Consider the following 22,794-nt stretch of genomic DNA (forward strand, 5'->3'; position numbering starts at 1 on the left):
GGTTCGAGCCACACGCGACCGTCACCGACGACGCCGGACGGCCGCCCTATGTCCTGCTGTCGCGGAGCACCGCGGCGGCAGCTACCGGCTGCTGCAGTTCGGTGACCCAGTCGGACTGATCCTCCGACACCGCTCGCACATAGAGCTCGCGGCACGGCCCCGAGGGCACGAACCCCCGGGCGATGATCTCGGCGTGGATGGACTGCCAGCTCTCGGCGATGCGGTCCATCGACCCGAGGTGGATGCCGCAGATCGCCAGGCGCTCGGCCGGCAACGTGACGACCTCGAAGCCCTCACGGGGCGCGCCGTTGTAGGCGTAGCCGACGATGACTTCGGTGCCGTCCTCGCTCGCGTGGTACTGCGCGATCGGCGTGGTCAGCGACCCGCTCTCGTCGCCGATGATGGACGCGACCGCGTCGAACGAGGGGCCGACGAAGTCCGCGATGTCCGGCTGGGAGGGGATGACGCCACGGCGGGCGGCCAGGCGAACGGCGGGCAGGGGCTTCTCGATGATCTCGATCTCCGACATGTGATGCTCTCTTTCGATGAGGTGGAGCCGCCGTTCCACATCGATGAGTCGTGCGGCCGCGATGCGATGCTCGCGTTCGACCTCGGCTCGACGCACCTGCAACAACCGGGCGATGCGCGCGGCATCCACCCCTTGGTCGAGGATCAGGGCGATGTCTTCGAGACCGAAGCCGAGATGGCGAAGTGCCACGATCCGATGCAGCCGTTCCAACTGCGAAGGATCGTACGAGCGGTAGCCGCTGGACTCATCCACATGGGCAGGCACGAGCAGACCTGCGGTGTCCCAATGCCGGAGCATCCGGTGGGTCACCTGGCCGATCTGCGCGAACGCTCCGATGGACAACATGTGTCAGTTCTCCCTCCTCACACGGTGTCAGAGTCAAGCATTCAGTTCTGAGCGCGTCGCGCGTGGGTGCGCGCCTTCATCCGGTTGCCGCACACCGCCATCGAGCACCACTTCGCGGTTCCGGGGCGACTGTGGTCGACGAGGAACAGGCTGCATTCATCATTCGCGCACGGACGGAGTCGCCCGGGGAACTCCGCGATCACGCTCGACCAAGCCAGGACCACGCCCGCCACGAGGCGGTCGTCGTCAGGGACCTGCAGCTCCCAGACCACACCGTCGGGCGTGACGCGCGGCGTCCGAACCGCATCCCCGAGGAGGCCCGCGAGTTCTCTGGTCGCCCCGCCGTCCTCGCCGCGGACGACAGCCTGGAGGGCCTGCCGCGCGCGTCGAAGTCGGGCCACCTCGTCCGCGGACCCGGTGCCGCCCCAACTGCGCGCGAGGTCTCGCCCGGCGGCGCCCTCGAGGCGGTCCGTCGGGGTGCCCTCGATGACCGGCGCGCTGTTCAGCACGTTCAGCAGCAGCTCCTCGTCGCGAAGCATCGTTCTCCGTTCTCGCGCCGTGTGGCGCCATGAATCCATGCTACCGTCTGGCTAACCAGTAAAACAATCTAAAGGGGTTAGCAATGGTCACCGTCCACCACCGCACCGTCTCCGTCGATGGGCTCGACGTCTTCTACCGCGAAGCCGGTCCTGCCGACGCCCCCGTGCTCCTGCTCCTGCACGGGTACCCGAGCAGCTCGCACATGTTCCGCCACCTCATCCCCGCCCTAGCCGACCGCTACCGCGTCATCGCTCCGGACCACATCGGCTTCGGTCGCTCCGCCGCCCCCTCGGTCGACGAGTTCGAGTACACCTTCGCGGCCCTCGCCGGCGTGACCGACCGGTTCCTCTCGACCATCGGCGTGACGCAGTACACGATCTACGTCCAGGACTACGGCGCGCCGGTCGGGTGGCGACTGGCGCTCGCTGACCCCGCTGCCGTCGTCGGGGTCATCTCCCAGAACGGCAACGCCTACGAAGAGGGCTTCGTGCCCGGTTTCTGGGACCCGATCTGGGCCGACGCCGCCGAACGCACCACCGAGACGCGCGACGCACTCCGTCCCGCCCTCGGCCGGGAAGCCGTCGAATGGCAGTACACCCACGGTGTGCCGGACCCGACCACCGTCGACCCCGACGCCTGGGAGCACGACCTCGCGCTCCTCGCCCGACCGGGCCAGGACGACGTGCAGCTGGCGCTCTTCCGCGACTACACGACCAACCGCGAGCTGTACCCGGCGGTGCACGAGTGGCTCCGCACCTCGCAGGTGCCGGTGCTGGCGATCTGGGGGCGGAACGACGAGATCTTCGCTGCTGCAGGCGCCACGGCGTTCACGCGCGACGCCCCGCACGCTCGCATCGAACTCGTCGACGGCGGACACTTCCTCCTCGAATCCGACCTCGACCTCGTCGCCGACGCCATCACGAGCTGGCTCGCGACGAACGACCGCAGCGCATAGCCCGGTGGGTTGACCGATCCGCCTGCGACAATCCGGGGCGGATCAATCGGCTACCGTCCGCTCGCGAAGCTCACGGCTTGGAGGCCCACGACCACGGCGTTGACCGGCACGGCGATGACGAGCACGGAGATCGCTCCGATGGCGGCGATGATCGAGTGCCGAGGCGTCCGCTTGTGGACCTTCGCCTGGAGGACGAGCGTGACGACGGGCGGAGCGATCGCGACCACCGCGCCGAGGATGAACCCGCCGAGCATCCCGCCCCCGCTCAGCCGGTCCTCGGATGGACCGAACTCGCCCTGCAGGGCGAACGACAGTTGGACGAACCAGCTCGCCACCAGCAGCGCGAACAGGAGCAGGGTGATCCCGATGCCGGCGGCTCGACCGGTGACCGGTCCCTCCTGCTCGGTGAGCCAGGATGCCTCATCCGGCCCGTCAGGCGTTGCGCCGGAGTTCGACCCCGACGGCGGTTGCACGGTCGGTCGCACCTCGTCGCCCGCGCGCTGGTCATCACTCACGGCTCACCCCTCGTCAGTCGATCGGACGCCGGCGTCCCGGCATCGTCGCCAGCCTATGTCGCCTCACCCCGCCAGGGCCGCGCGCACCTGGGCGGAGAGCAGCGGCACCGTCTCCTCCTGGAACCACGGGTTCTTCGTACGCCAGCCGCGCGCGAGCGGTGACGGGTGCACGATCGGGAAGAACGGGAGGTGGGACTCCGCAGCCCTGACGTTCTCCGTGAGGGTGCGCCCGGCCCGCGGGCCGAGGTAGGCGCGCTGCGCGTAGGCGCCGATGAGGATCGTGAGGCGCACCTCGGTCAACTGCTCGAGGACGCGCGGATGCCAGCGCGCGGCGAAGTCGCGGCGCGGCGGCAGGTCGCCGCTCCTCCCCTTGCCGGGGAAGTAGAAGTCCATCGGGATGATCGCCACGTTCGCCGGGTCGTAGAACTCCTCGGGCGTCACGCCCATCCACGACCGGAGCAGGACACCACTCGGATCGTTCCACGGGATGCCAGACTCCTGCGCCAGTCGTCCTGGCGCCTGACTGATGATGAGCACCCGTGCTTCGGGGGAGGCGACGAAGAGCGGCTCCCATCCGAGCTCGCGGGCCCAGGCGTTCGACTCGTGGGCGGCGACCTCGGCACGGAGACGATCGATCGGATGCATCCCTGCAGTCTTCCACCGAGCGCGCAATAGGGTGAGGGGATGGACGATGAACAGCGGCGACGGCGCCTCATCCCCGAGCCGGTGGACCGGTTCGCGACCGGCGAGGAGTACCCGGAGTACCGGGTCGACCTCGAACGGATCCGCTTCTCCCCGTACTTCGCCCGGCTGTCGGCCGTGACGCAGGTCGTGTCGCCGTCCGGCGTCGGCCAGGTGGTCCACAACCGGCTCACGCACTCGATCAAGGTCACCGCCGTCGCCCGCGCGATCGCGATGCAACTGACGACGACGGACCCCGCACAGGCCGCGATCGTCGAGCGGCTCGGCGGCTGCGACCCCGTCGTCGTGCAGGCCGCCGCCAGCGCCCACGACCTCGGCCACCCGCCCTTCGGCCACCTCGGTGAGCAGGTCCTCGACCGCCTCGCACGGGAGCGCCTGGGGCTCGCCGAGGGCTTCGAAGGCAACGCGCAGTCGTTCCGCATCCTCTCCGCACTCGACGTGTGCGAGACGGTGAAGGAGGGCCTCAACCTCACTGCCGCCTCCCGCGCCGCCGTGCTCAAGTACCCGTGGGGTCGCATCGTCCACCGCCCCGACCTCGACCCGGCGGACCCCACGCGGATGCCACGCGGCTCGACCGCGAGTCGTTGGGAGACGGCGCCACCGAAGTTCTCCGCGTACACGCTCGACCTCGACGACATGCTCGACGCCCGCAGTGCGTTCGCCGCGATCGCCCCCTGGCAGCAGACCGTCGAGTGCTCCGTGATGGACGTCGCCGACGACATCGCGTACTCCCTGCACGACCTCGACGACTTCTACCGGGCCGGCGTCCTGCAGCAGGCGGCCGTCGCCGTCGAGTTCCGCACCTTCCTCCGGGATCAGCGGGCCCTCGCCGCGCTCGACGCCGACGAGCTGTGGAACAGGGCCCCCGGCCACTCGCTCGAGCTGCTGCGCCGGCGGATCGTCTCACGCGACCCGTGGATCGCCAGCGACGAGCACTTCCGCGCCTCCGTGCAGCGGGTCGCGACCGAACTCGTCGAAGGCCTCCTCGCCGTCCCCTTCGACGGTTCGAGTCGTACCGAACGCGCCATCGAGTCGTTCGTCTCCTCCTGGATCGGCCGCCTCCAGCGCTCTGTCCTCGTCGTCGAAGAGCCCAACGTGCGCTCCGGTCACGTTTCGCTCCTCCCCGAGGCCTGGCACGACGTCACCGTGCTCAAGTTCGTCCACACGCGCTTCGTGATCGACCGGCCCGACTTCGCCACCTACCAGCGCGGACAATCACGCGTCCTCGACGTGCTCGTCAGCGAACTCGACCGATGGCTCGACGATCCCCGCGACGGCCCGCGTGCCCCGCAGAAGCTCCTCGACTTCGTCGAACTGGCCACCGACGGCTACTTCCGCCTGCGAGCCGACAACCCGGACTGGCTGCCCGATGACCCGGAGACCGGACGCCCTCAGGCCGACCCGAGCGCTCTCGGACGCCTCGGCCGGGCCCGCGGGATCCTCGACTACGTCGCCTCACTCACCGACGAACAGGCGACGGCGCTCGCCGCGAGACTGCGCGGAGACCGCGAGGCCTGGGCCTTCGGCAGCTGAGGGTCAGCTGAGCGGCGGACGCCTGTCCGGATGCCCCTGGCGCAATTCGGATAGTTCCGAGCGCGGGATTACTAGAACATCTAGCGTTATCCCCGGCACCGGGAATCACCTCGGTCCCGAAACAGAAGGGATGGCGCGCTCATGGGAAACCTCCTCTACGGAACCCCTCCGACTCCGCACGAGATCGAAGACCGGCTGCTTGCGCACCTGCAGACGGTGATCTTCACGAAGTTCCGCCGCAACGAGAGCTTCGCCTTCCACCTCGAAGCCGTCCCCGGTCGTGGAACGGGTCGTCAGTCGTTGTGGCTGAACCCGATGATCCCCCTCCAGTTCTCCTTCTACGGCAGCCGTGCACCGGAGCTCAACCGGGAATGGCTCGCCGCGCTCCTCGAGCAGGCCAACAGCGCGAAGGGCATGCGCGTCGTCCCTGAGCCCGCCGCCGGCGCCACCAAGCGCGTCGAGTCCGCAGCCTAGGCACGCGGCTCCGCGACCGCGCAACGAACACCGCCACGACGAGCTCCGGCCGTCCGGCATCCACGAAACACCAGTTGGGGGTGGGACCATGTCGACCTGGATCCCTGGCGCGCCCGACTTCTTCGAGTTGGATGATGCGCGCACCGTCGGGCGGTTGCTCGACCGCACCGACCTCGTCTTCGAGACCTCCCATGCCGACGCCGAAACGGCAGGTGGTCTGTCCCTCAGTCGGACCGCCATCGCCCTGGACGTCGACGGCGACACCGTCCGTGTCCCGGCGCAACACATCGTCGCCTGGTCACTCCGCGCCGAGGGTGGGTTGACGGTGCTGACGATCTGGTCGAAGCGCCCGACCGCCGTGCACGAGACGACGATGCTGCCACGCTTCGCGCCGATGGCGTCGTCGGCGCTGACCGGTGTCCTCGGTGCTGAACACGGGTTCCTGCAAGGGACCGCCTGACAAGCCGTGGACTGCTCTGCCCCCGAACGCCTCGTTGAAGGTGACAGTTCGGGATCGGCGTGAGATTCTATGAGCGATGAGCGAACACGGTGGGCCCGCAGAGCGGTCCGAGGTCGCAGGTCGAGACGTCGATGAGGCGCGGAACCTGTTCGCCGGCGAGTACAACGCCGGCGAGATGGTCATCGAACCCACCTCGTCCGCGTTCACCTTCCGCTACACCGCGATCGGCGACGACGAGCTGACGCTGCGTGCCAGCCAGTTCGCAGGCCACGTCACCGGGACGGTGCTGACGCAGGGCGAGTACATCGTGTCGTGGCTGACGGCCGGGGAGGGTGCGACCGACCTCGCCGGCGCACCGGTCAAGCTGGAGAACGGCCAACCTGCGATGTTCGCGAACGATCGGGCCGCCGAGTTCGACTTCGCCGACTACCGCCAGAACCTCATGCACTTCGACGGGTCGTTCCTCGAACGGGTCGCGGGGGAGGTCGAGGGCACCAGCGGTCCGATCCTGTTCGACACGACGGCGCGACCCAGCGGCGAGCAGCTCCGACGCTGGGCGGCCTCGGTCACCACCGTCGCGAGCGTCGTGTACGACGACACCAGCCCGGCGCTCCTCCGTGCGGAGGCGAACCGTGCGGCCGCGATCGCCCTCTTGGAGACCTTCCCGCATACCGCGCTGCACGCACCGGTCGAGATCGGGGTGCCGTCGGGCGGGAAGACCCGCGCCGCCGTCGAGTACATGATCGCCAATGCGCACCTGCCCATCCGGACCGAGGAGGTCGCTGAAGCAGTCGGGATGAGTCAGCGGAGCCTGCAGGCGGCCTTCCGCCGCGAGCACGACATCACCGCGATCGACTACCTCCGACGGGTACGACTCGACCGCGTGCAGGAGGAGCTCAGCAGGTCCGATCCCGGGCGAGTCACCGTCGCCGAGATCGCGCAACGGTGGGGCTTCGCCCATCTTGGACGGTTCTCCGCCTCGTACACGAACCGCTTCGGCGAGTATCCGAGCACGACGCTCGGCTCCTGACCGCCGGCTCGCCCCGACTCAGAACTCGTCGAACTCGTCGTATTCGTCGAGACCCGACAGCGGCTCGGTCTCGAGGGACGGCACGATCTCGAGGGGCCGATGCGCGAACGACTCGATGCTGACCTGGAGACCTGGGCTGACGAGGACGTCGACACTGCGGTCCGATGAGAGCGGAACCCGCACGAAGCGGCCGCCCGCCTGGACGGCGGACTCGATCTCCGTCATGAGCTCCTGGACGTCGACGGATGCGTCGATGTCGTAAAAAGCGCGCCCGATGGCGATGCTGTGGTGCATGACCATCACCTCCGGGATCGGTTCGTCCTGGCAAGCGTAAGCAACGCACCCTGGGACGACGGTGGGTTGACCAACCCCGCGACTCATGCAGGGGGGTCCTGCACGAGTCGCCGGTCACCGGGCGCGATCGACCCGCGTCTCCTCCCAGACGGGCTCGTCGGAGGTCTGGACTCGACCGTCGGAGCCGAAGACGAGGAACCGGTCGAAGCCGCGGGCGAACCAGCGGTCGTGGGTCACGGCGATCACGGTGCCCTCGAAGCCGTCCAGCCCCTGCTCGAGTGCCTCCGCCGAGATGAGGTCGAGGTTGTCGGTCGGTTCGTCGAGGAGGAGCAGGGTCGCGCCCGACAGCTCGAGGAGCAGGATCTGCAGTCGCGCCTGCTGACCACCGGAGAGCGACTCGAAGGACTGCTCCGCGGCGGCGGCGAGACCGTAGCGGTCCAGCACCCGGCTCGCGGCCTCCCGAGGTAAGCCCGTCCGGTGCTCGTCACCCCGATGCAGGATGTCGAGCAGCGTCCGGCCGAGGAGCTCCGGATGCCGGTGCGACTGCGCGAACCACCCCGGCTGCACACGGGCGCCCAGCTTCGCGACACCGTCGTGCAGCACCGGCTCGAGTGTGCCACCGGCCGCCGCCAGATGACCAGCGCCCGGATCCGGATCGGTCCCACCGCCGGCGAGCAGCCGGAGGAAGTGGGACTTCCCCGAACCGTTCGAGCCCAGCACGCCGATGCGCTCGCCGAACCAGATCTCCGCGTCGAAGGGCTGCATGAGCCCGGTCAGTTCGAGCGAGGAGCACACGAGCGCGCGTCGTCCGGTGCGGGCGCCGCGCAGTCGCATCGTGACCTGCTGGTCCTTCGGGCGCTCCTCCGGCGGACCGACCTCCTCGAACTTCGCGAGTCGGGTCTGCGCGGCCCGGTACCGGGAGGCCATGGAATCGTTGAATTTCGCCTGCTCGCGGAGCCGCAGGACGAGCGCGCGCAGCTTCACGCGATCCTCGTCCCAGCGTCGGCGGAGCTCGTCGAGTCGGTCGAGCCGTGCCTCGCGGGCCTCGTGATAGCTGCGGAAGCTCGCACCGTGCGTCCACGTCGTGCTCCCGGCCGCTCCGACCTCGAGCGTGATGATCCGGGTCGCGGCCTGCGCCAGGAGCTCGCGGTCGTGGGAGACGAGGAGGACGGTCTTCCGGGTCTCGGCGAGCATGCCCTCCAGCCAACGCTTCGTGGGGACGTCGAGGGAGTTGTCCGGTTCGTCGAGGAGCAGCACCTGTTCCGGACCGCGGAAGAGCGCCTCGAGGACGAGCCGCTTCTGCTCACCTCCCGAGAGCGTGCCGAGCGTCCGCCACTGCGCTCGGTCGTAAGGGATGCCGAGTGCGGCCTCGCTGCAGCTGTCCCAGAGGACCTCCTGGTCGTAGCCGCCGGCGTCGGCGTACTCGGCGAGCGTCGTCGCGTACGCCATCTGCGTGGCCTCGACGTCGTCCTCCATGAGCGCGAGCTCGGCACGGTCCACCGCCTCGGCCGCCGCCCGGACCCGCGGCGGCGCGACCTGCACGAGGAGGTCACGCACCGTGCGGTCGTCGTCGCCCCGCCCGACGAACTGGTCCATGACGCCGAGCCCGCCGTCGATGGAGACGACGCCGGAATCGGGCTGCAGCTCGCCGCGGATGATCCGGAGGAGCGTCGTCTTGCCGGCACCGTTCGCCCCGATGAGCGCGGCGATCGCGCCTTCGCCGACGCGGAACGACACCTCGTCCAGCAGCGTCCGTCCGTCGCTCAGCGTGTAACTGAGATCACTGACGTCGATGTAGCCCATGGTGTGCACTCCCCGGGGAGCCGGTCGCTCCCGAACGGACCCCGCGTCGATGTGCGAGGCCGCCCACCGCCTGGCGAGCCGACCAGTCTAGCCGGGGCGATTCGGCTGCGCGCAACTCCTGGTCCCTGAGCTGGTGTCCCGGTCACTGAGCTTGTCGAAGTGCACGCGTGCCCTTCGACAGGCTCAGGGACCGAGGGGGAGGCTCAGGGACCGCCGTTCGACAGGCTCAGGGGCCGCCCTTCGACAGGCTCAGGGACCGAGGGGGAGGCTCAGGGGCCGCCCTTCGACAAGCTCAGGGACCGAGGGGGAGGCTCAGGGACCGCCCTTCGACAAGCTCAGGGACCGCCGTTCGACAAGCTCAGGGACCGAAGGGGGAAAGCTCAGGGACCATCAAGCGAGCGAGGCGGCGATGTCGACGATCCAGGTGCGGACGGTGGCGTCGTGCTCGACGAACCAGTCGCCCTCGTAGCCGCGCGGAACGCCCTCCACCACCATGATCAACGCCAGGTACAGCGACCAGAGGCGGGCGCGGGTCCACGCCGACTCGTCCGGGAGGAGCTCCTGGCCGGACTCCTCCCGGTAGGTGCGGAGCAGCTCGGCATCGTCGGCGATCGTCGCGGGGACGTCGGTGAACAGGGCGAGCGAGACGAGGTCGGCGGTCGGGTCCGCCCAGTGCGCACGCTCGTGGTCGATGACCCCGGTGAGCTGGGCGGCCTCCGCGCCGTGCTCGGGCATGATCAAGAGGTTGCCGTCCCAGAGGTCGAAGTGCACGAGGGTCGCTTCGGTCACGCGGTCGAAGGCCGGGAGTGCGTCGTCGACGAGCCCGAGGAGCCGAGCGGCGTCGACCGGCAGATCCACCTCGAAGCGCGCGGCATCCGCGAGGACCGCGTCGAGGAGGACCCGGTACGCCTCGCCCGCCGTCGGCGCCTGCAGCTCAGGGCGGAACGGATACCCGAACCGGTTCCCGTCGTCGAGCCCGGTGGAGGGGGAGAGCGCGGCGTCCTCGTCGTCGCCTGGTTCCACGTGGAACGGTGTGCGGCCGGCGGCGTGGAGGCGGGCGAGGGTCCGTCCCATCACGTCGCGCGCGAGCGGGACGGTCTCGGTGCTGTTCGCCGGACGGCCGGTGAGCTCGGTCATGATGAGGGCGTCGCGGCCGTCGAGGTCGGTTGCGAGGACGATCTCCGGTTGCGGGACGTCCGCTCGGCCCAGGATTCGGAGGGCGAGTGCCTCCGTGTGCATGAGCTCCCGCTCGTAGGTGAGGCCCTCGACCTCCGCGGGCGAGAGTTTCACGATGGCGCGCTCGCCACCGTCGAGTTCCACGGCGGCGACCTCGTTCGCCGTACCCTCCCCGAGCATCGTGATGGTGGGGCTGCCCGGCTGCATGGCCGGCCGCTCGGCCGCCCAGTGCTCGGCGAGGGCGACCAGCGTGGAACTGGGGGAGGGGGAACGGCTCATCCGCCCACGGTAGCGCCACGCGCGCGTCGGCGGCTCGTGCCAAGCTGAGGCGTCCGAATCGAGGGAGCACGATGAGCGCCGCAGCACCGACCACCCGCGTCACCGCGCTCGTCGCACCGGGATCCCGCAGGGTGCTCTTCGCCTACCTCGGCGCCGCGCTCATCTGGGGGTCCAGCTTCCTGTTCATGAAGACGGGGCTGACCGGCCTCTCGCCGTCGCAGGTCGCGCTGTCCAGGGTGCTGCTCGGCGCCATCACGCTCTGCATCATCATGGTCGTCACCCGACGACGCTGGCCGCGCGAGCGACGACTGTGGGCGCACCTCGCGGTCGTCTCGGTGTTCCTCTGCGTCGCCCCGTTCCTCCTGTTCTCCTGGGCGGGGCAGTTCCTGCCGTCCGGGCTCTCCAGCATCCTCAACGCGACGACGCCCATCATGACGCTCGCGGTCGGCGCCCTGTTCCTCCCCAAGGAACGGCTCAACGGCTTGCAAGTGTTCGGGATCTTCGTCGGAGCGCTCGGCGTCGCCATGGTCGTCGGGCCCTGGCGGGTGCTCGGCGACCCGGCGATCGTGGAGTCCGTGCCCGCGCAGCTCGCCTGCCTCGGGGCGACCCTCTGCTACGGCACCGCCTTCGTCTACCTGCGCAAGTTCGTCCTCGGCACCCACAGCTACGACGCCGTCGTCATCTCGGCGATGGAGATCTCCCTCGCCGCCGTCATCATGCTCATCCTCTCGCCGTTCATTGCGATGCAGCCCGTGTCGCTCGACCCCCCAGTGGTCCTCAGCATGCTGGCGCTGGGCGCACTCGGGACCGGCGTCGCGTACATCTGGATGACGATGATCGTCGACTCCTGGGGCGCGACCGCGGCGCCGACCGTCACCTACCTCACGCCGCTCGTCGGCGTCGTGCTCGGCATCCTCGTCCTCGGCGAGGTCCTCCACTGGAACGAACCCGTCGGTGGCGTGATCGTCGTCCTCGGCATCCTCGTGAGCCAGGGCCGGCTCCGGTTCAGGCGGCGTCCCGCACCGATCTCGGCATAGGGTGGCTGGACGGCCGTACCCCGCCGGTCGGCGTCCCCACCACGGAACGAGGATTCACATGCGCATCGCATCCGGGCAGTTCTCCGCCGGAACGGACACCGACGAGAACCTCGCCAGCGTGGTCGCGCTCCTCGGTGAAGCCGCCGCCGGCGGAGCCGAGCTGCTCGTGCTCCCGGAGATGAGCGGGTACGCGACGTCCGAGCCGCCGAGCGTGCTCGCCGCGATCGCCCAGCCCCTCGACGGGCCGTTCATCACGGGCGTCGCCGCCGCAGCCGCCGCGCGCTCCCTCCCGACCGTCGTCGGCACCATCGAGGCGAACCCCGACGGGCTGCCCTACAACACCCTCGTGGCCATCGACGCGGAGGGCGAGATCGTCGCGACGTACCGCAAGGTGCACCTCTACGACGCCTTCGGGTACGCCGAGAGCGACGGTATCGCCGCCGGTGAGATCACCGAGCCGTTCGTCCTCGAGCTGGGCGGCCTCCGCTTCGGCGCCTTCACCTGTTACGACCTCCGCTTCCCCGAGAGCGCCAGACGTCTGGTCGACGCGGGGGCTGACGTCATCCTCCTGCCCGCCATGTGGATCGTCGGCCCGGGAAAGGAGGACACGTGGACCACGCTCGTCCGTGCCAGGGCGATCGAGAACACCGCCTACGTCGTGAGCGCCAACCAGACGGGGCCGCTCGCGACGGGCAACTCGATCGTCGTCGATCCCGCGGGCGTCGTCATCGCGTCCGCCGGTGAGGCACCCGGCGTGATCTTCGCCGAGCTCGACTCGGCCAGACTCGACGACGTCCGGGCGCGAGTGCCCTCGCTCGCCAACCGACGGTTCACCGTGGTCCCGCGGACCGCAGAATGAGCCCGGACGTGCGCGTCGCCGACCCTGCCGCCCTGTCGGAGGTCGTGTCGATCACCCGCGACCTCATTCGGATCGACACCTCCAACTTCGGTGGCGGCCGGGCGGTCGGCGAGTCCCGGGCCGCCGACCTCGTCGAACGCCTGCTGGGTGAGGTCGGGATCCTCTGCGAACGCTTCGAGGCGGAACCGGGCCGGACCAACCTCATCGCCCGCTGGCCAGGCCGGGACCGCAGCCTCCCCGGCCTGCTGCTGCACGGACACCTCGACGTGGTGCCCGTGGACGCGGCGGCATGGACCGTCGACCCGTTCGGCGGTGAGATCGCCGACGGCATGCTGTGGGGTCGAGGCGCCGTCGACATGAAGAACATGGTCGCGATGATCGTCGCCGCGGTGCGACGCATGGTCACCGCCGGCGAACAACCAGAACGGGACGTCGTCCTCGCGTTCTTCGCCGACGAGGAGGCCGGTTGCGTGCTCGGCTCGCAATGGATGGTCGAGCATCACCCCGAGCAGTTCGCGGGGGTCGGCCACGCGATCAGCGAAGGCGGTGGGTACAGCGTCGCGCTCGGAGCTCGGGCCGACAGCCGCGCCTACCTCCTGAACACCGGCGAGAAGGGCGTGTTGTGGCTGCGGTTGACGGCACACGGCGCCGCCGGTCACGCCTCCCTCGCGAGCCGCGACTCGGCGATCGTGAAACTCGCCGCCGCCGTCGGACGCATCGGCGCGCTCGACTGGCCGGTGTCCTTCACCGAGACCACGACACACCTGTTCCAGCGACTCCGGGAACTGACCGGCGCCGCCCCCGAGCTGTCGCCGTTCGACCTCGCCGCGCTCGTCGGGCCCAGTGCGTCCCGGCTCCGGGCCGGCCTGCAGAACGTGGCGAACGTCACGATGATCTCCGGCGGCTACAAGGAGAACGTGATCCCCGAGTCGGCGACGGCGACGGTCGACGCACGGTTCCTGCCCGGGCAACGCGACGAGGTCCTCGCGCGTCTTCGGGAGGCCGCCGGTGCCGAGGTCGAGATCGAGGTCGAGCTGGAGCTCATCGCGATGGAGTCACCGAACGACGGGGAGCTCGTGTCCGTCATCGAGGCCGCCATCGAACGCCACGACCCCGGCGCGACCGTGCTGCCGCACCTCATCCCGGGAGGCACTGACGCCAAGGCGCTCAGCCGTCTGGGGATCATCGGGTACGGGTTCATCCCGCTCCGGCTGCCCGCCGACTTCGACTTCCCCGGGATGTTCCACGGGGTAGACGAGCGTGTGCCGCTCGACGCGCTGGACTTCGGCTGCGCGGTGCTCACGGACATCATCCGCTCGGCCTGACGGCCCGCTGCCTACCGAGGTCCCGGCCCCTGAGCGCGCGGTCCCTGAGCTTGTCGAAGGGCGGTCCCCATTCCGGTCCCTGAGCCTGTCGAAGGGCGGTCCCCATCTCGGTCCCTGAGCCTGTCGAAGGGCGGGGCGGACGCCCTTCGACAAGCTCAGGGACCGGCGGGGTGCGGCTCTGGGACCGGCGAGGTGGCGCTCCGGGACCGGGGCACCGCTGCTCAGCGGTCGGAGCGCGGGGCCGGCCCGGCGAAGGGGCCGGTCAGCCTCGCCCACTGCAGCAGCATGATCGTCTTCGCGTCGATGATGTCGACACCGATCCGTGCGATGGCGTCGTCGATGTCGAGTTCGAGCAGCTCGATCTCCTCGCCCTCCTCGGCGAGCCCACCCCAATCACCCGAGCGGGCGGCCGGGTCGTACTCGGCGGCGTAGAAGTGGAGTCGTTCGGTGACGGAGCCCGGGCTCATGAAGGCGTCGAACACGTGCTCGACGGCCTCGACCGCGAACCCGGTCTCCTCCAGCGCCTCGCGGGCCACGGCGGTCTCGGGGTCGTCGTCGTCGAGGAGGCCGGCGGCGGTCTCGATGAGTTCGCCGGTCGGGTGGCCGTTGACGTACGCCGGGTACCGGAACTGCCTGGTGACGAGGACCTTCCGCGAGTCGCCGTGGTAGAGCAGGATGGTGGCGCCGTTGCCGCGGTCGTAGGTTTCCCGCTGCTGGACGGACCAGGCGCCCGAGCGATCCTGCACTCGGAGGGTGGTCCGGCGGAGCACGTGCCATGCGGCGGCGACCAGCTCGACGTCGGTCACCTGGACCCGCGGGTTGCCGGTGAGGTCGAGGCCGGTGCGGTGCAGGCCGGTGCGTCCGCGGGCGTCGGGGAGCTCGGCTCCGGGTTGCGGCGGGCGGGGCGCGGGGGAGTCGGGCATGTTCCGAGCCTAGGGCGGTTCCGCGAGCCGTTCCACGGGTGCTCAGTCCGAGTGTGCAGCGCCCGCTGCAAGCCAATGCAGAGCACTCTTCGGTTTTCGCGGGTTCTGCAACATACTGGGGTGAGCACCGGTCGCGGTCCACGGAGGACCCCCGTCGAAAGGCACTCGATGACGAGCAGCAGCCCCGCCAACCCTGGAACCGCGGTCACGGACGCGCGGGCGGTCTCGTGGGTCGTCACCACCCAGGACGCGCCCTGGCGGGAGCAGCCGCCGCTCGACTTCGGCCGAGTGACGGGTATGCCGAACGTCATCGTCGACACCGCCTCCCCCAAGCAGACGGTCGACGGCATCGGCGGATGCTTCAACGAGCTCGGCTGGACGGCGCTCGGGCTCCTGTCCGAGGGGGACCGCGAGGGCATCCTGTCGGACCTGTTCACTCCGGGTGCGGGGCTCAACCTCTCGCTCTGCCGCATGCCCGTGGGGGCCAACGACTTCTCCACCGACTGGTACTCCTACGACGAGGTCGACGCCGACTTCGGGCTCGAGCACTTCAGCATCGACCACGACCGCGCGACGCTCGTCCCGTTCATCCAGGCGGCACAGCGGTATCGGGGCGATCTCCGGCTCTGGGCGTCGCCGTGGAGCCCGCCGACATGGATGAAGACGAACGGTCACTACGCCGCCGCGCGCCCCTGGGACGGGTCCGACGTCGACAACGGCATCCGCGACGACCAGCTGGGCGCCGAGGGGACCGACATGTTCATCCTCGAGGACCGGTACCTCGAGGCCTACGCCCGCTACTTCGCCCGATTCGTCGAGGCCTACGGGGAGGAGGGCATCCGGGTGGAGATGGTGATGCCCCAGAACGAGTTCAACTCGGCGCAGGTGTTCCCGAGCTGCGTCTGGACGGCCGAGGGACTCGCCCGCTTCATCGCCGTGCTCGGGCCGGAGATGGACCGGCTGGGGGTGCGCGTGTTCCTCGGCACCGAGGAGCGCCCGCACGACGCGCAGATCGAGTCCGTGCTCGCCGACCCCGCGGCAGGCCCGTGGGTGCAGGGGGTCGGGTTCCAATGGGCCGGCAAGGGCGCGATCGCCGCCGTGCACCACGCCCATCCCGAGTTGGCGTTGTACCAGACCGAGCAGGAGTGCGGCGATGGTCGCAACGACTGGCGGTTCGCCCGGTACAGCTGGGGACTCATGCGCCACTTCTTCACGCACGGCGCGGAGGCGTACACCTACTGGAACCTGGCGCTCACCGAGGGAGGCGTCAGTCGGTGGGGGTGGGCGCAGAACTCGCTCGTCGTCGTCGATCCCGAGCAGGGCACCTTCCGGTACACGCACGAGTACTTCCTCATGCGGCACCTGGGGCACTTCCTGCAGCCGGGCGCGCAGCGTCTCGCGACGATGAGTTGGACCGGGCACGAGAACCTGCTCGCGTTCCGCAACCCGGACGGCGGTGTCGTGCTCGTGATGCAGAACGACCTCGCTGAGCCGCTGCCCGTCCAGATCGTCATCGGCGGTGACGTCATCACCCCGACGCTGTCGGCCGACTCCTTCGCGACCCTCGTCATCCCGCCGGCCTGATCAACGCGAGCACACGGATCGGCCGGCGTGGAGACCCTTGTGCTCGATCGTGACGGCGGCCTAGCCTCTGGCGTACCGGCATCGGCGACGGAGGACTCATGGGCAGGCTCATCTACTCGGCGATCACGTCGCTCGACGGTTACCTCGCCGATGAGGAGGGTCGCTTCGACTGGAGCGCGCCCGACGCGGAGGTGCACGCATTCGTCAACGAGCTCGCGCGACCGATCGGCACCTACCTCTTCGGTCGTCGTATGTACGAGATCATGACGTTCTGGGAGACCGCGGACGAGCTCCCGGACGAACCGGTCGAGATCACCGACTTCGCCGCGATGTGGCTGGCGGCCGACAAGGTCGTCTATTCGACGACGCTCGACGCGGTCTCGACGAGTAGGACCCGCATCGAGCGGTCGTTCGACCCCGAGGCCGTGCGTCGCTGGAAGGCTGAGTCGGACCGCGACCTCAGCGTCGGTGGCCCCCACCTCGCTGCGGAGGCGATGGCCGCCGGGCTCGTCGACGAGGTACAGCTCTTCCTCACCCCGGTGATCGTCGGCGGCGGCCTCCACGCGCTGCCGGCCAACCTCCGGCGGCGTCTGGAGTTCGTCGACGAGCGCCGGTTCGCGGCCGGGGTCGTCCACCTCCGCTACACGGTCACCGGCGATCCCGTCTGAGGAGACCGAGCCGACCCCACGCTCTGGCTAGAGAGCCTCGAGGACGATCGCGGAGCCCTGGCCGCCACCACCGCAGATGCCGGCCGCACCCACGGCACCGGGCCCGACGGCCGCGAGACGGCGGGCGAGGTGGCCGACGATCCGCGTGCCGGATGCACCGATGGGGTGACCGAGGGCGATCGCGCCGCCGTTCGCGTTCACGATCGCCGGGTCCACGCCGAGCTCCGACGTGGAGTGCACCGACACGGCGGCGAACGCCTCGTTGATCTCGACCGCGGCGAGGTCCTCCGTCGTGAGCTCGGTCTTCGCGAGGGCCGCGAGGATCGCGTTCGACGGCTGGGCGTGCAGCCCCACGTCGGGACCGGCGACGAAGGCGTGCGCGACGACCCGGGCGATCGGGGTGAGCCCGCGGGCGGCGGCCGCCTCCTCGCTCATGAGCACGATCGCAGCCGCGCCGTCGGTGATCTGCGAGGAGTTGCCGGCGGTGATGGTGCCCTCGCCCCCGAACGCCGGTCGGAGTCCAGCGAGCGATTCGGCGGTGGTGTCGGCACGGAGCCCGTCGTCGGCGCTCACGACCGTCGGACCCTTCCTACCAGGCACGGAGAACGGTTCGATCTCCTCGGCCTGGATGTCCGCGGCGGCCGCCAAACGCTGGTGCGACCCGGCCGCCCACGCGTCCTGCTCGCCGCGGGCGATACCGAGCGAGCCGTTGCGCTCCTCCGTCGACGACCCCATCGAGCGGTGCTCGAAGGCGTCGGTCAACCCGTCGTGGTCGAGGGTGTCGATGAGCTCGATGGCGCCGTACCGCTTGCCGGCGCGCGACCCCGACCAGGCGTGCGGGGCGAGGCTCATGGACTCCTGGCCGAGGGCGACGACGACCTCGACCTCGCCGGCGTCGATGAGACGCGTGCCCGTGACGATCGCCTCCATGCCGGAGAGGCACACGGCGTTGACCGTGATGGCGGGGACGGTGAAGGGGATGTCGGCACCGACGGCGGACTGCCTGGCGGGGTTCTGGCCTGCGGCGCCCTGCAGGACCTGACCGCCGATGACCTGCTGCACCTCGGTGGCGTCGACCCCCGCACGGGACAGCGCGGCACGGACGGCGTGAGCGCCGAGCTCGGTGGCGGGGACGGACGCGAACGCCCCGTTGAACTTCACGAACGGGGTGCGGGCGTACCCGACGATGACGGTGCTCATGCTCGTGCCTCCTGAGGCGTGGCGGGTGCGGTCGGCACGCCGCCGGTGGTGGTGGGATCGAGTTCGACGGTGAACTCCGCGCCCGTCAGCGAGCGCAGTTCGTCGACGCTCGTATCGGGGGCGAACGCTCGCAGCACGAGCGCCCCCTCGACGATATCGAACACGGCACGGTCGCTGATGATCCGGTCGACGACGCCGACGCCGGTGAGTGGCAGGTCGCACGCCGCGACGATCTTCGGGCTGCCGTCCTTCGCGACGTGCTCGGTCACGACGACGACCCGTGGTGTGCCGGCGACGAGGTCCATGGCGCCGCCCATGCCCTTGACGAGCTTGCCCGGGATGGTCCAGTTCGCGAGGTCGCCGGCGCCCGAGACCTGCAGTGCCCCGAGGATCGCGAGCTGCACGTGGCCGCCGCGGATCATGCCGAACGAGGTCGCCGAGTCGAAGTAGCTGCCGCCGTCGAGCAGCGTGACGGTCTGCTTGCCGGCGTTGATGAGGTCCGCGTCCTCCTCTCCCTCGATCGGGAACGGGCCCATACCGAGCAGGCCGTTCTCGCTCTGCAGGGTGACGTGCACCCCGGGCGGGACGTGGTTCGCGACGAGCGTCGGGATGCCGATGCCGAGGTTCACGTACTCGCCGTCGTGGAGTTCCGTCGCCGCGATCGCGGCCATGTCGTCTCTCGTCCACATGATGATCAGCTCCTCGCTGCTTCGCTCGTCGCGGCGGCGGGTCGCACCGTGCGCTGTTCGATGTCCTTCACCCGTGGGGCCGCCGTCACGAGGCGCTGGACGTAGATGCCGGGGGTGACGACGGTGTTCGGGTCGAGGTAGCCGTCCTCGAGCACCTCCTCCGCCTCCGCGATCGTCAGGCGGCCGGCGGTCGCGACGATGGGGTTGAAGTTCCTCGCCGTGTGCCGGAACACGAGGTTGCCCTCGCGGTCGGCGCGGAAGGCGTGCACGAGTGCCACGTCGGCGACGATGCCCCGTTCGAGCACGTAGGTCTCGCCGTCGAAGACCTCCGTCGGCTTGCCCTCGGCGACGGGGGTGCCGACACCGGTCTTCGTGTAGAACCCGGCGATGCCCGCACCGCCGGCGCGCAGTCGCTCGGCGAGGGTGCCCTGCGGCGTGAACTCGACCTCCAGCTCGCCGTCGAGGAACTGCTTCGCGAAGAGTTTGTTCTCGCCGACGTAGGAGGCGACCACCTTCCGAACCTGACGGTTCTCCAGCAGGATCCCGAGGCCCTTGCCGTCGACGCCCATGTTGTTGGAGACGATCGTGAGGTCGGTGGCGCCGGTGTCACGCAGGGCTTCGATGAGGTCGGTCGGGTTGCCGCTCAGGCCGAACCCCCCGACCGCGATGGTGGCGCCGTCCTGGACGACCTCGCGCAGCGCTTCGGCGGCACTCGACCAACGTTTCGTCATGTCACTCCTTCGTGGATGGCGGACCGGCCTGCCCACATGGTGGTGGTGGCCGTTCGTCTCTCTGGTAGTCAGTCACAGCCGTCCTGCGCTGTCAAAGGTGGCGTCGGGCCGGATCCCGGATTCGCTCATGACGTGGTCCCGACTGCGGCGTAGGCTCACCATGTGGACAATCGGACGGTGCGAGGTGGCTGACGCGATGCGCGGCGCGCAGGTCGTCTCACGCGTGAGCCGCATCCTGAAGATCGTGTCGGAGCACCCCGGTGGGGCGTCGTCCTCGGCCGTGGCTGCGGCCGCCGGTCTCACGAGGCCGACGGCGCACCGCCTGCTCGCCTCGCTCGCGGCCGAGGGGTTCCTCGACCACGACGCACGGGCGGCCCGCTGGCACCTCGGACCCGAACTGTTCCTCCTCGGCTCGCTCGCCGCAGAACGTTACGACGTCGCCGAGCTGGCCCGCGAGAGCGTCCGCATCCTCGCCCATGAGAGCGGGGAGAGCGCGTTCCTCTCGGTGCGTCGCGGTTTCGAGACCGTGTGCCTGCTGCGCGAGGAGGGCAGCTTCCCGGTCCGCTCCTTCGTGCTGACGGAGGGGGTCCGGTTCCCGCTGGGCGTGGCCTCGGCGGGGCTGGCGATCCTGGCGTTCGCGACGGATGCGGAGATCGACGACTACCTCGTGCGCGCCGACCTCGTCGAGCGATGGGGCGAGGCCCACGCCGCCGAGCGGGTCCGGGAGCGGATCCAGGAGACCCGCGAGCGCGGGTACGCGGTGAACCCGGCACTGATCCTCGAGGGCAGCTGGGGCATGGGCGCGGCGGTCTTCGACGCCGCGGGGAAGCCCGCCTGGGCGCTCAGTCTCACCGGGATCGAATCCCGGTTCCGGCCTGAGCGCCAAGCGTTCCTCGGCGGGCTGCTCCTCGAACAGGCGCACGAGCTGTCGAAGCGCCTGCGCTGACCTCGGTCCCTGAGCGGCGCCGCACTGAGCCTGTCGAAGTGTCGAAGGGCGGTGCCGGCAACCCCCGGTCACTGAGCCTGTCGAAGGGGGCACTTCGACAAGCTCAGTGACCGGTGTGGCGCTCAGTGACCGGTGTGGCGCTCGGTGACCGGTGCAGCTGCAGCAGGTCGATGCGGCGCTCGGTGACCGGGTCGGTCCCTGAGCCTGTCGAAGGGCGGTGGAGCGCTACTCCGAGACGGCGGAGAGCTCCTCGAACTCGTCGTCGGTGAGCTCGATGGTCGCGCCCTGCAGGTTGTCCTCCAGGTGCTCGACACTCGAGGTGCCGGGGATCGGAAGCATCACGGGCGAGCGCTTCAGCAGCCAGGCCAGCGCGAGCTGGGAGGGCGTCGCGTCGTGGCGCTCGGCGAGCTGCGTGAGCGGCCCGTCCTGCTTGCTCAGGGCGCCGGTGGCGAGCGGGAACCACGGGATGAAGGCCACGCCGTGCTCGGCCGACCAGTCGAGGAGGTCCTCAGAGGAACGGTCCGTGAGGTTGTAGAGGTTCTGGACGGACGCGATCGGGGCGATCTGCTGGGCGGCCTCGACCTCGGCAACGCTCACCTGGCTGAGCCCGATGTGGCGGATCTTGCCCTCGTCCTGGAGTTTGCGGAGTTCGCCGATCTGGTCCTCGAACGGCACGGTCGGGTCGATGCGGTGCAGCTGCAGCAGGTCGATGCGGTCGACCGCGAGGCGGCGGAGGCCGAGCTCGACCTGCTGGCGGAGGTACGCCGGGACACCGGTGGGCGTCCACTCGCCGGGGCCCTGACGCGTCTGGCCGACCTTCGTGGCGATCACGATGCCGTCATAGGGGTACAGAGCCTCGCGGAGGAGGGTGTCGGTGACGTCCGGGCCGTAGGCGTCGGCGCTGTCGAAGAAGTTCACGCCGAGCTCGGCGGCTCGCTTGATGAGGCTGATGGCGCCGTCGCGGTCGTCGGGTTCACCCCAGACGCCCTCGCCGGTGAGCTGCATGGTGCCGTAGCCGAGGCGGTTGACCGTGAGGTCGCCGCCCAGGTCGAAGGTGCCGGCGGCGGTTGCGGGACGAGCGGTGGTATCGGTCATGCGTGTGCTCCTTCGGAGAATGCGGGAGGTCCAGCGAAGCACCGGAGGCTGGGAGATGCACCCCCCTTGCGTGCACGCTTCCTCCGCGCTCCCTGTCCGGTCCCTGAGCCTGTCGAAGGGCTCAGCTCGTCGCGGCGGCCTCGAGGGCCTCGCGGAAGGCGACGATCGCCGGCCGTGCGACGCCCGACTCGCGCGCCGAGGTGAAGATGGTGCGCTCGGGGAGGTCGGGCAGATCGACGAGGCGGCAGCTCGCCTCGCGCCCGGCCCACTGGAGGTCGGGGATGAGGGCGACGGCATTCCCCGATTCGATGAGCCGGATCTGCGCCTGCAGGTCGGCGGTCTGGTAGCGGACGTCGGGCTCGAAACCGGCGCGACGGCACAGCTGTTCGGCGAAGTGGCGTGACGCGGCGCCGTGCGGTTCCATCACCCAGGGCAGGTCGGCGGCGTCCTCGATGCGCAGCACCGGGTGGATCTCGTTCGCGACCGGTGGGCAGGCGAGCCGGATCGGGTCCGTCGCGAGCTGCCGGCGGTCGAGGCCGGGGTGCCGCGGGGCGGCGTGCGCCGGGTACTGCTCCGCGACGACCACGTCGAAGTCGCGCGCCCAGGTCTCCGCGAGGGCCGTCTCCGGTTCGTGCTGCACCATCTCGACCCGCACCTGCGGGTGGTCCCGACGCATCGAGCTGAGGGCCGCCGGCATGAGGGCGAGCGCCGCCGATTGGAACACGGCCACGCGGATGGTGCCCGACACCGTCGTGAGCGATGCACCGAGGTCGGCCTCGGCGCGTTCGAGGGTGTCGAGGAGGGCGTCGGTGTGTCCGACGAGGATCTCCGCCTGCGGTGTGAGCTGCACGCGGCGACCGACCTTGCGGAGCAGTTCGATGCCCGTCTCCTGTTCCAGCACCGACAACTGCTGCGACACCGAGGACGGGCTGAAGTTGAGCGCTGTGGCCACTCCGGCGATGGTGCCCCGGATCCGCAGTTCGCGGAGGAGTCGGAGGCGGCGGACGTCCAGCACGGCGGACTCCAATCCATCGGCTCAGCCGATGCGTATCGTTCGAAAACCTTCGCTGTATCTTATGCGTCCTGCCACTGATACTGGCAC

General features: G+C 70.0%; 24 protein-coding genes. 11 read left to right on the top strand and 13 right to left on the bottom strand.

Going from position 1 to position 22,794, the window contains the following annotated elements:
- Nucleotides 1–46: 46 nt before the first annotated feature.
- Both ITJ57_RS01195 and ITJ57_RS01200 read right to left on the bottom strand, forming a co-directional pair.
- Nucleotides 47–874 carry a MerR family transcriptional regulator gene (locus tag ITJ57_RS01195; RefSeq protein WP_194668480.1) on the bottom strand — a complete coding sequence of 276 codons (828 nt, stop codon included), beginning with the start codon at nt 872–874 and terminating at the stop codon, nt 47–49.
- A gap of 41 nt (nt 875–915) precedes the next feature.
- Nucleotides 916–1,413, bottom strand: coding sequence for a CGNR zinc finger domain-containing protein (locus ITJ57_RS01200; protein ID WP_194668481.1), 498 nt, complete (start codon nt 1,411–1,413; stop codon nt 916–918).
- Nucleotides 1,414–1,496: 83 nt separating this feature from the next.
- On the opposite strand from ITJ57_RS01200, the gene ITJ57_RS01205 reads away from it, so the two are divergent.
- Nucleotides 1,497–2,369: an alpha/beta fold hydrolase gene (locus ITJ57_RS01205; protein WP_194668482.1), complete on the top strand. Its 873-nt coding sequence runs from the start codon at nt 1,497–1,499 to the stop codon at nt 2,367–2,369.
- Nucleotides 2,370–2,419: 50 nt separating this feature from the next.
- On the opposite strand, the gene ITJ57_RS01210 is transcribed toward ITJ57_RS01205, so the two are convergent.
- Nucleotides 2,420–2,884: a hypothetical protein gene (locus ITJ57_RS01210; protein WP_194668483.1), complete on the bottom strand. Its 465-nt coding sequence runs from the start codon at nt 2,882–2,884 to the stop codon at nt 2,420–2,422.
- A gap of 63 nt (nt 2,885–2,947) precedes the next feature.
- On the bottom strand, nt 2,948–3,529 hold the full coding sequence (locus tag ITJ57_RS01215) for a uracil-DNA glycosylase family protein (RefSeq protein WP_194668484.1): 582 nt from the start codon (nt 3,527–3,529) through the stop codon (nt 2,948–2,950).
- Nucleotides 3,530–3,568: 39 nt separating this feature from the next.
- Here ITJ57_RS01215 and ITJ57_RS01220 point away from each other — a divergent pair, with 39 nt between their 5' ends.
- The 4 genes from ITJ57_RS01220 (at nt 3,569) to ITJ57_RS01235 (ending at nt 7,083) form a co-directional block, all read left to right on the top strand.
- A complete protein-coding gene (locus ITJ57_RS01220; protein WP_194668485.1) occupies nt 3,569–5,119 on the top strand; it encodes a deoxyguanosinetriphosphate triphosphohydrolase family protein in 1,551 nt (516 codons plus the stop codon).
- Between the two features lie 141 nt (nt 5,120–5,260).
- A complete protein-coding gene (locus ITJ57_RS01225) occupies nt 5,261–5,593 on the top strand; it encodes a hypothetical protein (RefSeq protein WP_056010042.1) in 333 nt (110 codons plus the stop codon).
- Nucleotides 5,594–5,681: 88 nt separating this feature from the next.
- Entirely contained in the window at nt 5,682–6,053 is a 372-nt protein-coding gene (locus tag ITJ57_RS01230) for a hypothetical protein (protein WP_194668486.1), read from the top strand.
- 76 nt (nt 6,054–6,129) lie between these two features.
- The gene (locus ITJ57_RS01235) at nt 6,130–7,083 is read left to right on the top strand and encodes a helix-turn-helix transcriptional regulator (protein WP_194668487.1); all 954 of its coding nucleotides are present in this window, start codon (nt 6,130–6,132) and stop codon (nt 7,081–7,083) included.
- A gap of 18 nt (nt 7,084–7,101) precedes the next feature.
- On the opposite strand, the gene ITJ57_RS01240 is transcribed toward ITJ57_RS01235, so the two are convergent.
- From ITJ57_RS01240 to ITJ57_RS01250, 3 genes are all read right to left on the bottom strand, one after another.
- Nucleotides 7,102–7,377, bottom strand: a complete 276-nt coding sequence (locus ITJ57_RS01240) for a hypothetical protein (protein WP_194668488.1) — start codon at nt 7,375–7,377, stop codon at nt 7,102–7,104.
- A gap of 114 nt (nt 7,378–7,491) precedes the next feature.
- Nucleotides 7,492–9,180 (bottom strand): ABC-F family ATP-binding cassette domain-containing protein, encoded by a 1,689-nt coding sequence (locus ITJ57_RS01245; RefSeq protein ID WP_194668489.1) that lies wholly within the window; start codon nt 9,178–9,180, stop codon nt 7,492–7,494.
- A 390-nt stretch (nt 9,181–9,570) separates the two neighbouring features.
- The gene (locus tag ITJ57_RS01250) at nt 9,571–10,635 is read right to left on the bottom strand and encodes a phosphotransferase family protein (protein ID WP_194668490.1); all 1,065 of its coding nucleotides are present in this window, start codon (nt 10,633–10,635) and stop codon (nt 9,571–9,573) included.
- A gap of 71 nt (nt 10,636–10,706) precedes the next feature.
- On the opposite strand from ITJ57_RS01250, the gene ITJ57_RS01255 reads away from it, so the two are divergent.
- From ITJ57_RS01255 to ITJ57_RS01265, 3 genes are read left to right on the top strand one after another with little or no spacing between them, the layout of a single operon-like run.
- Complete coding sequence (locus tag ITJ57_RS01255) at nt 10,707–11,672, top strand: DMT family transporter (RefSeq protein WP_194668491.1); 966 nt, start codon at nt 10,707–10,709, stop codon at nt 11,670–11,672.
- A gap of 58 nt (nt 11,673–11,730) precedes the next feature.
- Nucleotides 11,731–12,531: a carbon-nitrogen hydrolase family protein gene (locus tag ITJ57_RS01260; protein WP_194668492.1), complete on the top strand. Its 801-nt coding sequence runs from the start codon at nt 11,731–11,733 to the stop codon at nt 12,529–12,531.
- Nucleotides 12,528–13,856 (top strand): M20/M25/M40 family metallo-hydrolase, encoded by a 1,329-nt coding sequence (locus ITJ57_RS01265; protein ID WP_194668493.1) that lies wholly within the window; start codon nt 12,528–12,530, stop codon nt 13,854–13,856. Before ITJ57_RS01260 ends, ITJ57_RS01265 begins: the two co-directional genes overlap by 4 nt.
- Nucleotides 13,857–14,077: 221 nt before the next feature.
- On the opposite strand, the gene ITJ57_RS01270 is transcribed toward ITJ57_RS01265, so the two are convergent.
- Complete coding sequence (locus ITJ57_RS01270) at nt 14,078–14,779, bottom strand: NUDIX domain-containing protein (protein WP_194668494.1); 702 nt, start codon at nt 14,777–14,779, stop codon at nt 14,078–14,080.
- A gap of 168 nt (nt 14,780–14,947) precedes the next feature.
- On the opposite strand from ITJ57_RS01270, the gene ITJ57_RS01275 reads away from it, so the two are divergent.
- Nucleotides 14,948–16,363: a glycoside hydrolase family 30 beta sandwich domain-containing protein gene (locus ITJ57_RS01275; RefSeq protein ID WP_194668495.1), complete on the top strand. Its 1,416-nt coding sequence runs from the start codon at nt 14,948–14,950 to the stop codon at nt 16,361–16,363.
- 98 nt (nt 16,364–16,461) lie between these two features.
- On the top strand, nt 16,462–17,031 hold the full coding sequence (locus tag ITJ57_RS01280; RefSeq protein WP_194668496.1) for a dihydrofolate reductase family protein: 570 nt from the start codon (nt 16,462–16,464) through the stop codon (nt 17,029–17,031).
- Nucleotides 17,032–17,058: 27 nt separating this feature from the next.
- Here ITJ57_RS01280 and ITJ57_RS01285 read toward each other — a convergent pair whose 3' ends face one another.
- Genes ITJ57_RS01285 through ITJ57_RS01295 form a run of 3 tightly spaced genes read right to left on the bottom strand, consistent with a single transcriptional unit; the run spans nt 17,059 to nt 19,651 of the window.
- Nucleotides 17,059–18,231, bottom strand: coding sequence for an acetyl-CoA C-acyltransferase (locus ITJ57_RS01285; protein ID WP_194668497.1), 1,173 nt, complete (start codon nt 18,229–18,231; stop codon nt 17,059–17,061).
- The gene (locus ITJ57_RS01290) at nt 18,228–18,920 is read right to left on the bottom strand and encodes a CoA transferase subunit B (RefSeq protein ID WP_056780312.1); all 693 of its coding nucleotides are present in this window, start codon (nt 18,918–18,920) and stop codon (nt 18,228–18,230) included. Before ITJ57_RS01290 ends, ITJ57_RS01285 begins: the two co-directional genes overlap by 4 nt.
- 5 nt (nt 18,921–18,925) lie before the next feature.
- Nucleotides 18,926–19,651: a CoA transferase subunit A gene (locus ITJ57_RS01295; RefSeq protein ID WP_194668498.1), complete on the bottom strand. Its 726-nt coding sequence runs from the start codon at nt 19,649–19,651 to the stop codon at nt 18,926–18,928.
- Between the two features lie 196 nt (nt 19,652–19,847).
- Between ITJ57_RS01295 and ITJ57_RS01300 the strand changes: the two genes are divergently transcribed.
- Nucleotides 19,848–20,597, top strand: coding sequence for an IclR family transcriptional regulator (locus tag ITJ57_RS01300; RefSeq protein ID WP_194670239.1), 750 nt, complete (start codon nt 19,848–19,850; stop codon nt 20,595–20,597).
- A 225-nt stretch (nt 20,598–20,822) separates the two neighbouring features.
- Here ITJ57_RS01300 and ITJ57_RS01305 read toward each other — a convergent pair whose 3' ends face one another.
- Nucleotides 20,823–21,692: an aldo/keto reductase gene (locus tag ITJ57_RS01305; RefSeq protein ID WP_194668499.1), complete on the bottom strand. Its 870-nt coding sequence runs from the start codon at nt 21,690–21,692 to the stop codon at nt 20,823–20,825.
- 121 nt (nt 21,693–21,813) lie between these two features.
- A complete protein-coding gene (locus ITJ57_RS01310) occupies nt 21,814–22,707 on the bottom strand; it encodes a LysR family transcriptional regulator (RefSeq protein WP_194668500.1) in 894 nt (297 codons plus the stop codon).
- Nucleotides 22,708–22,794 lie beyond the last annotated feature (87 nt).

Origin of the sequence: Plantibacter sp. VKM Ac-2880 (genome assembly GCF_015351235.1) — a bacterium.
In the GTDB taxonomy this organism is placed as follows: Bacteria; Actinomycetota; Actinomycetes; order Actinomycetales; family Microbacteriaceae; genus Plantibacter.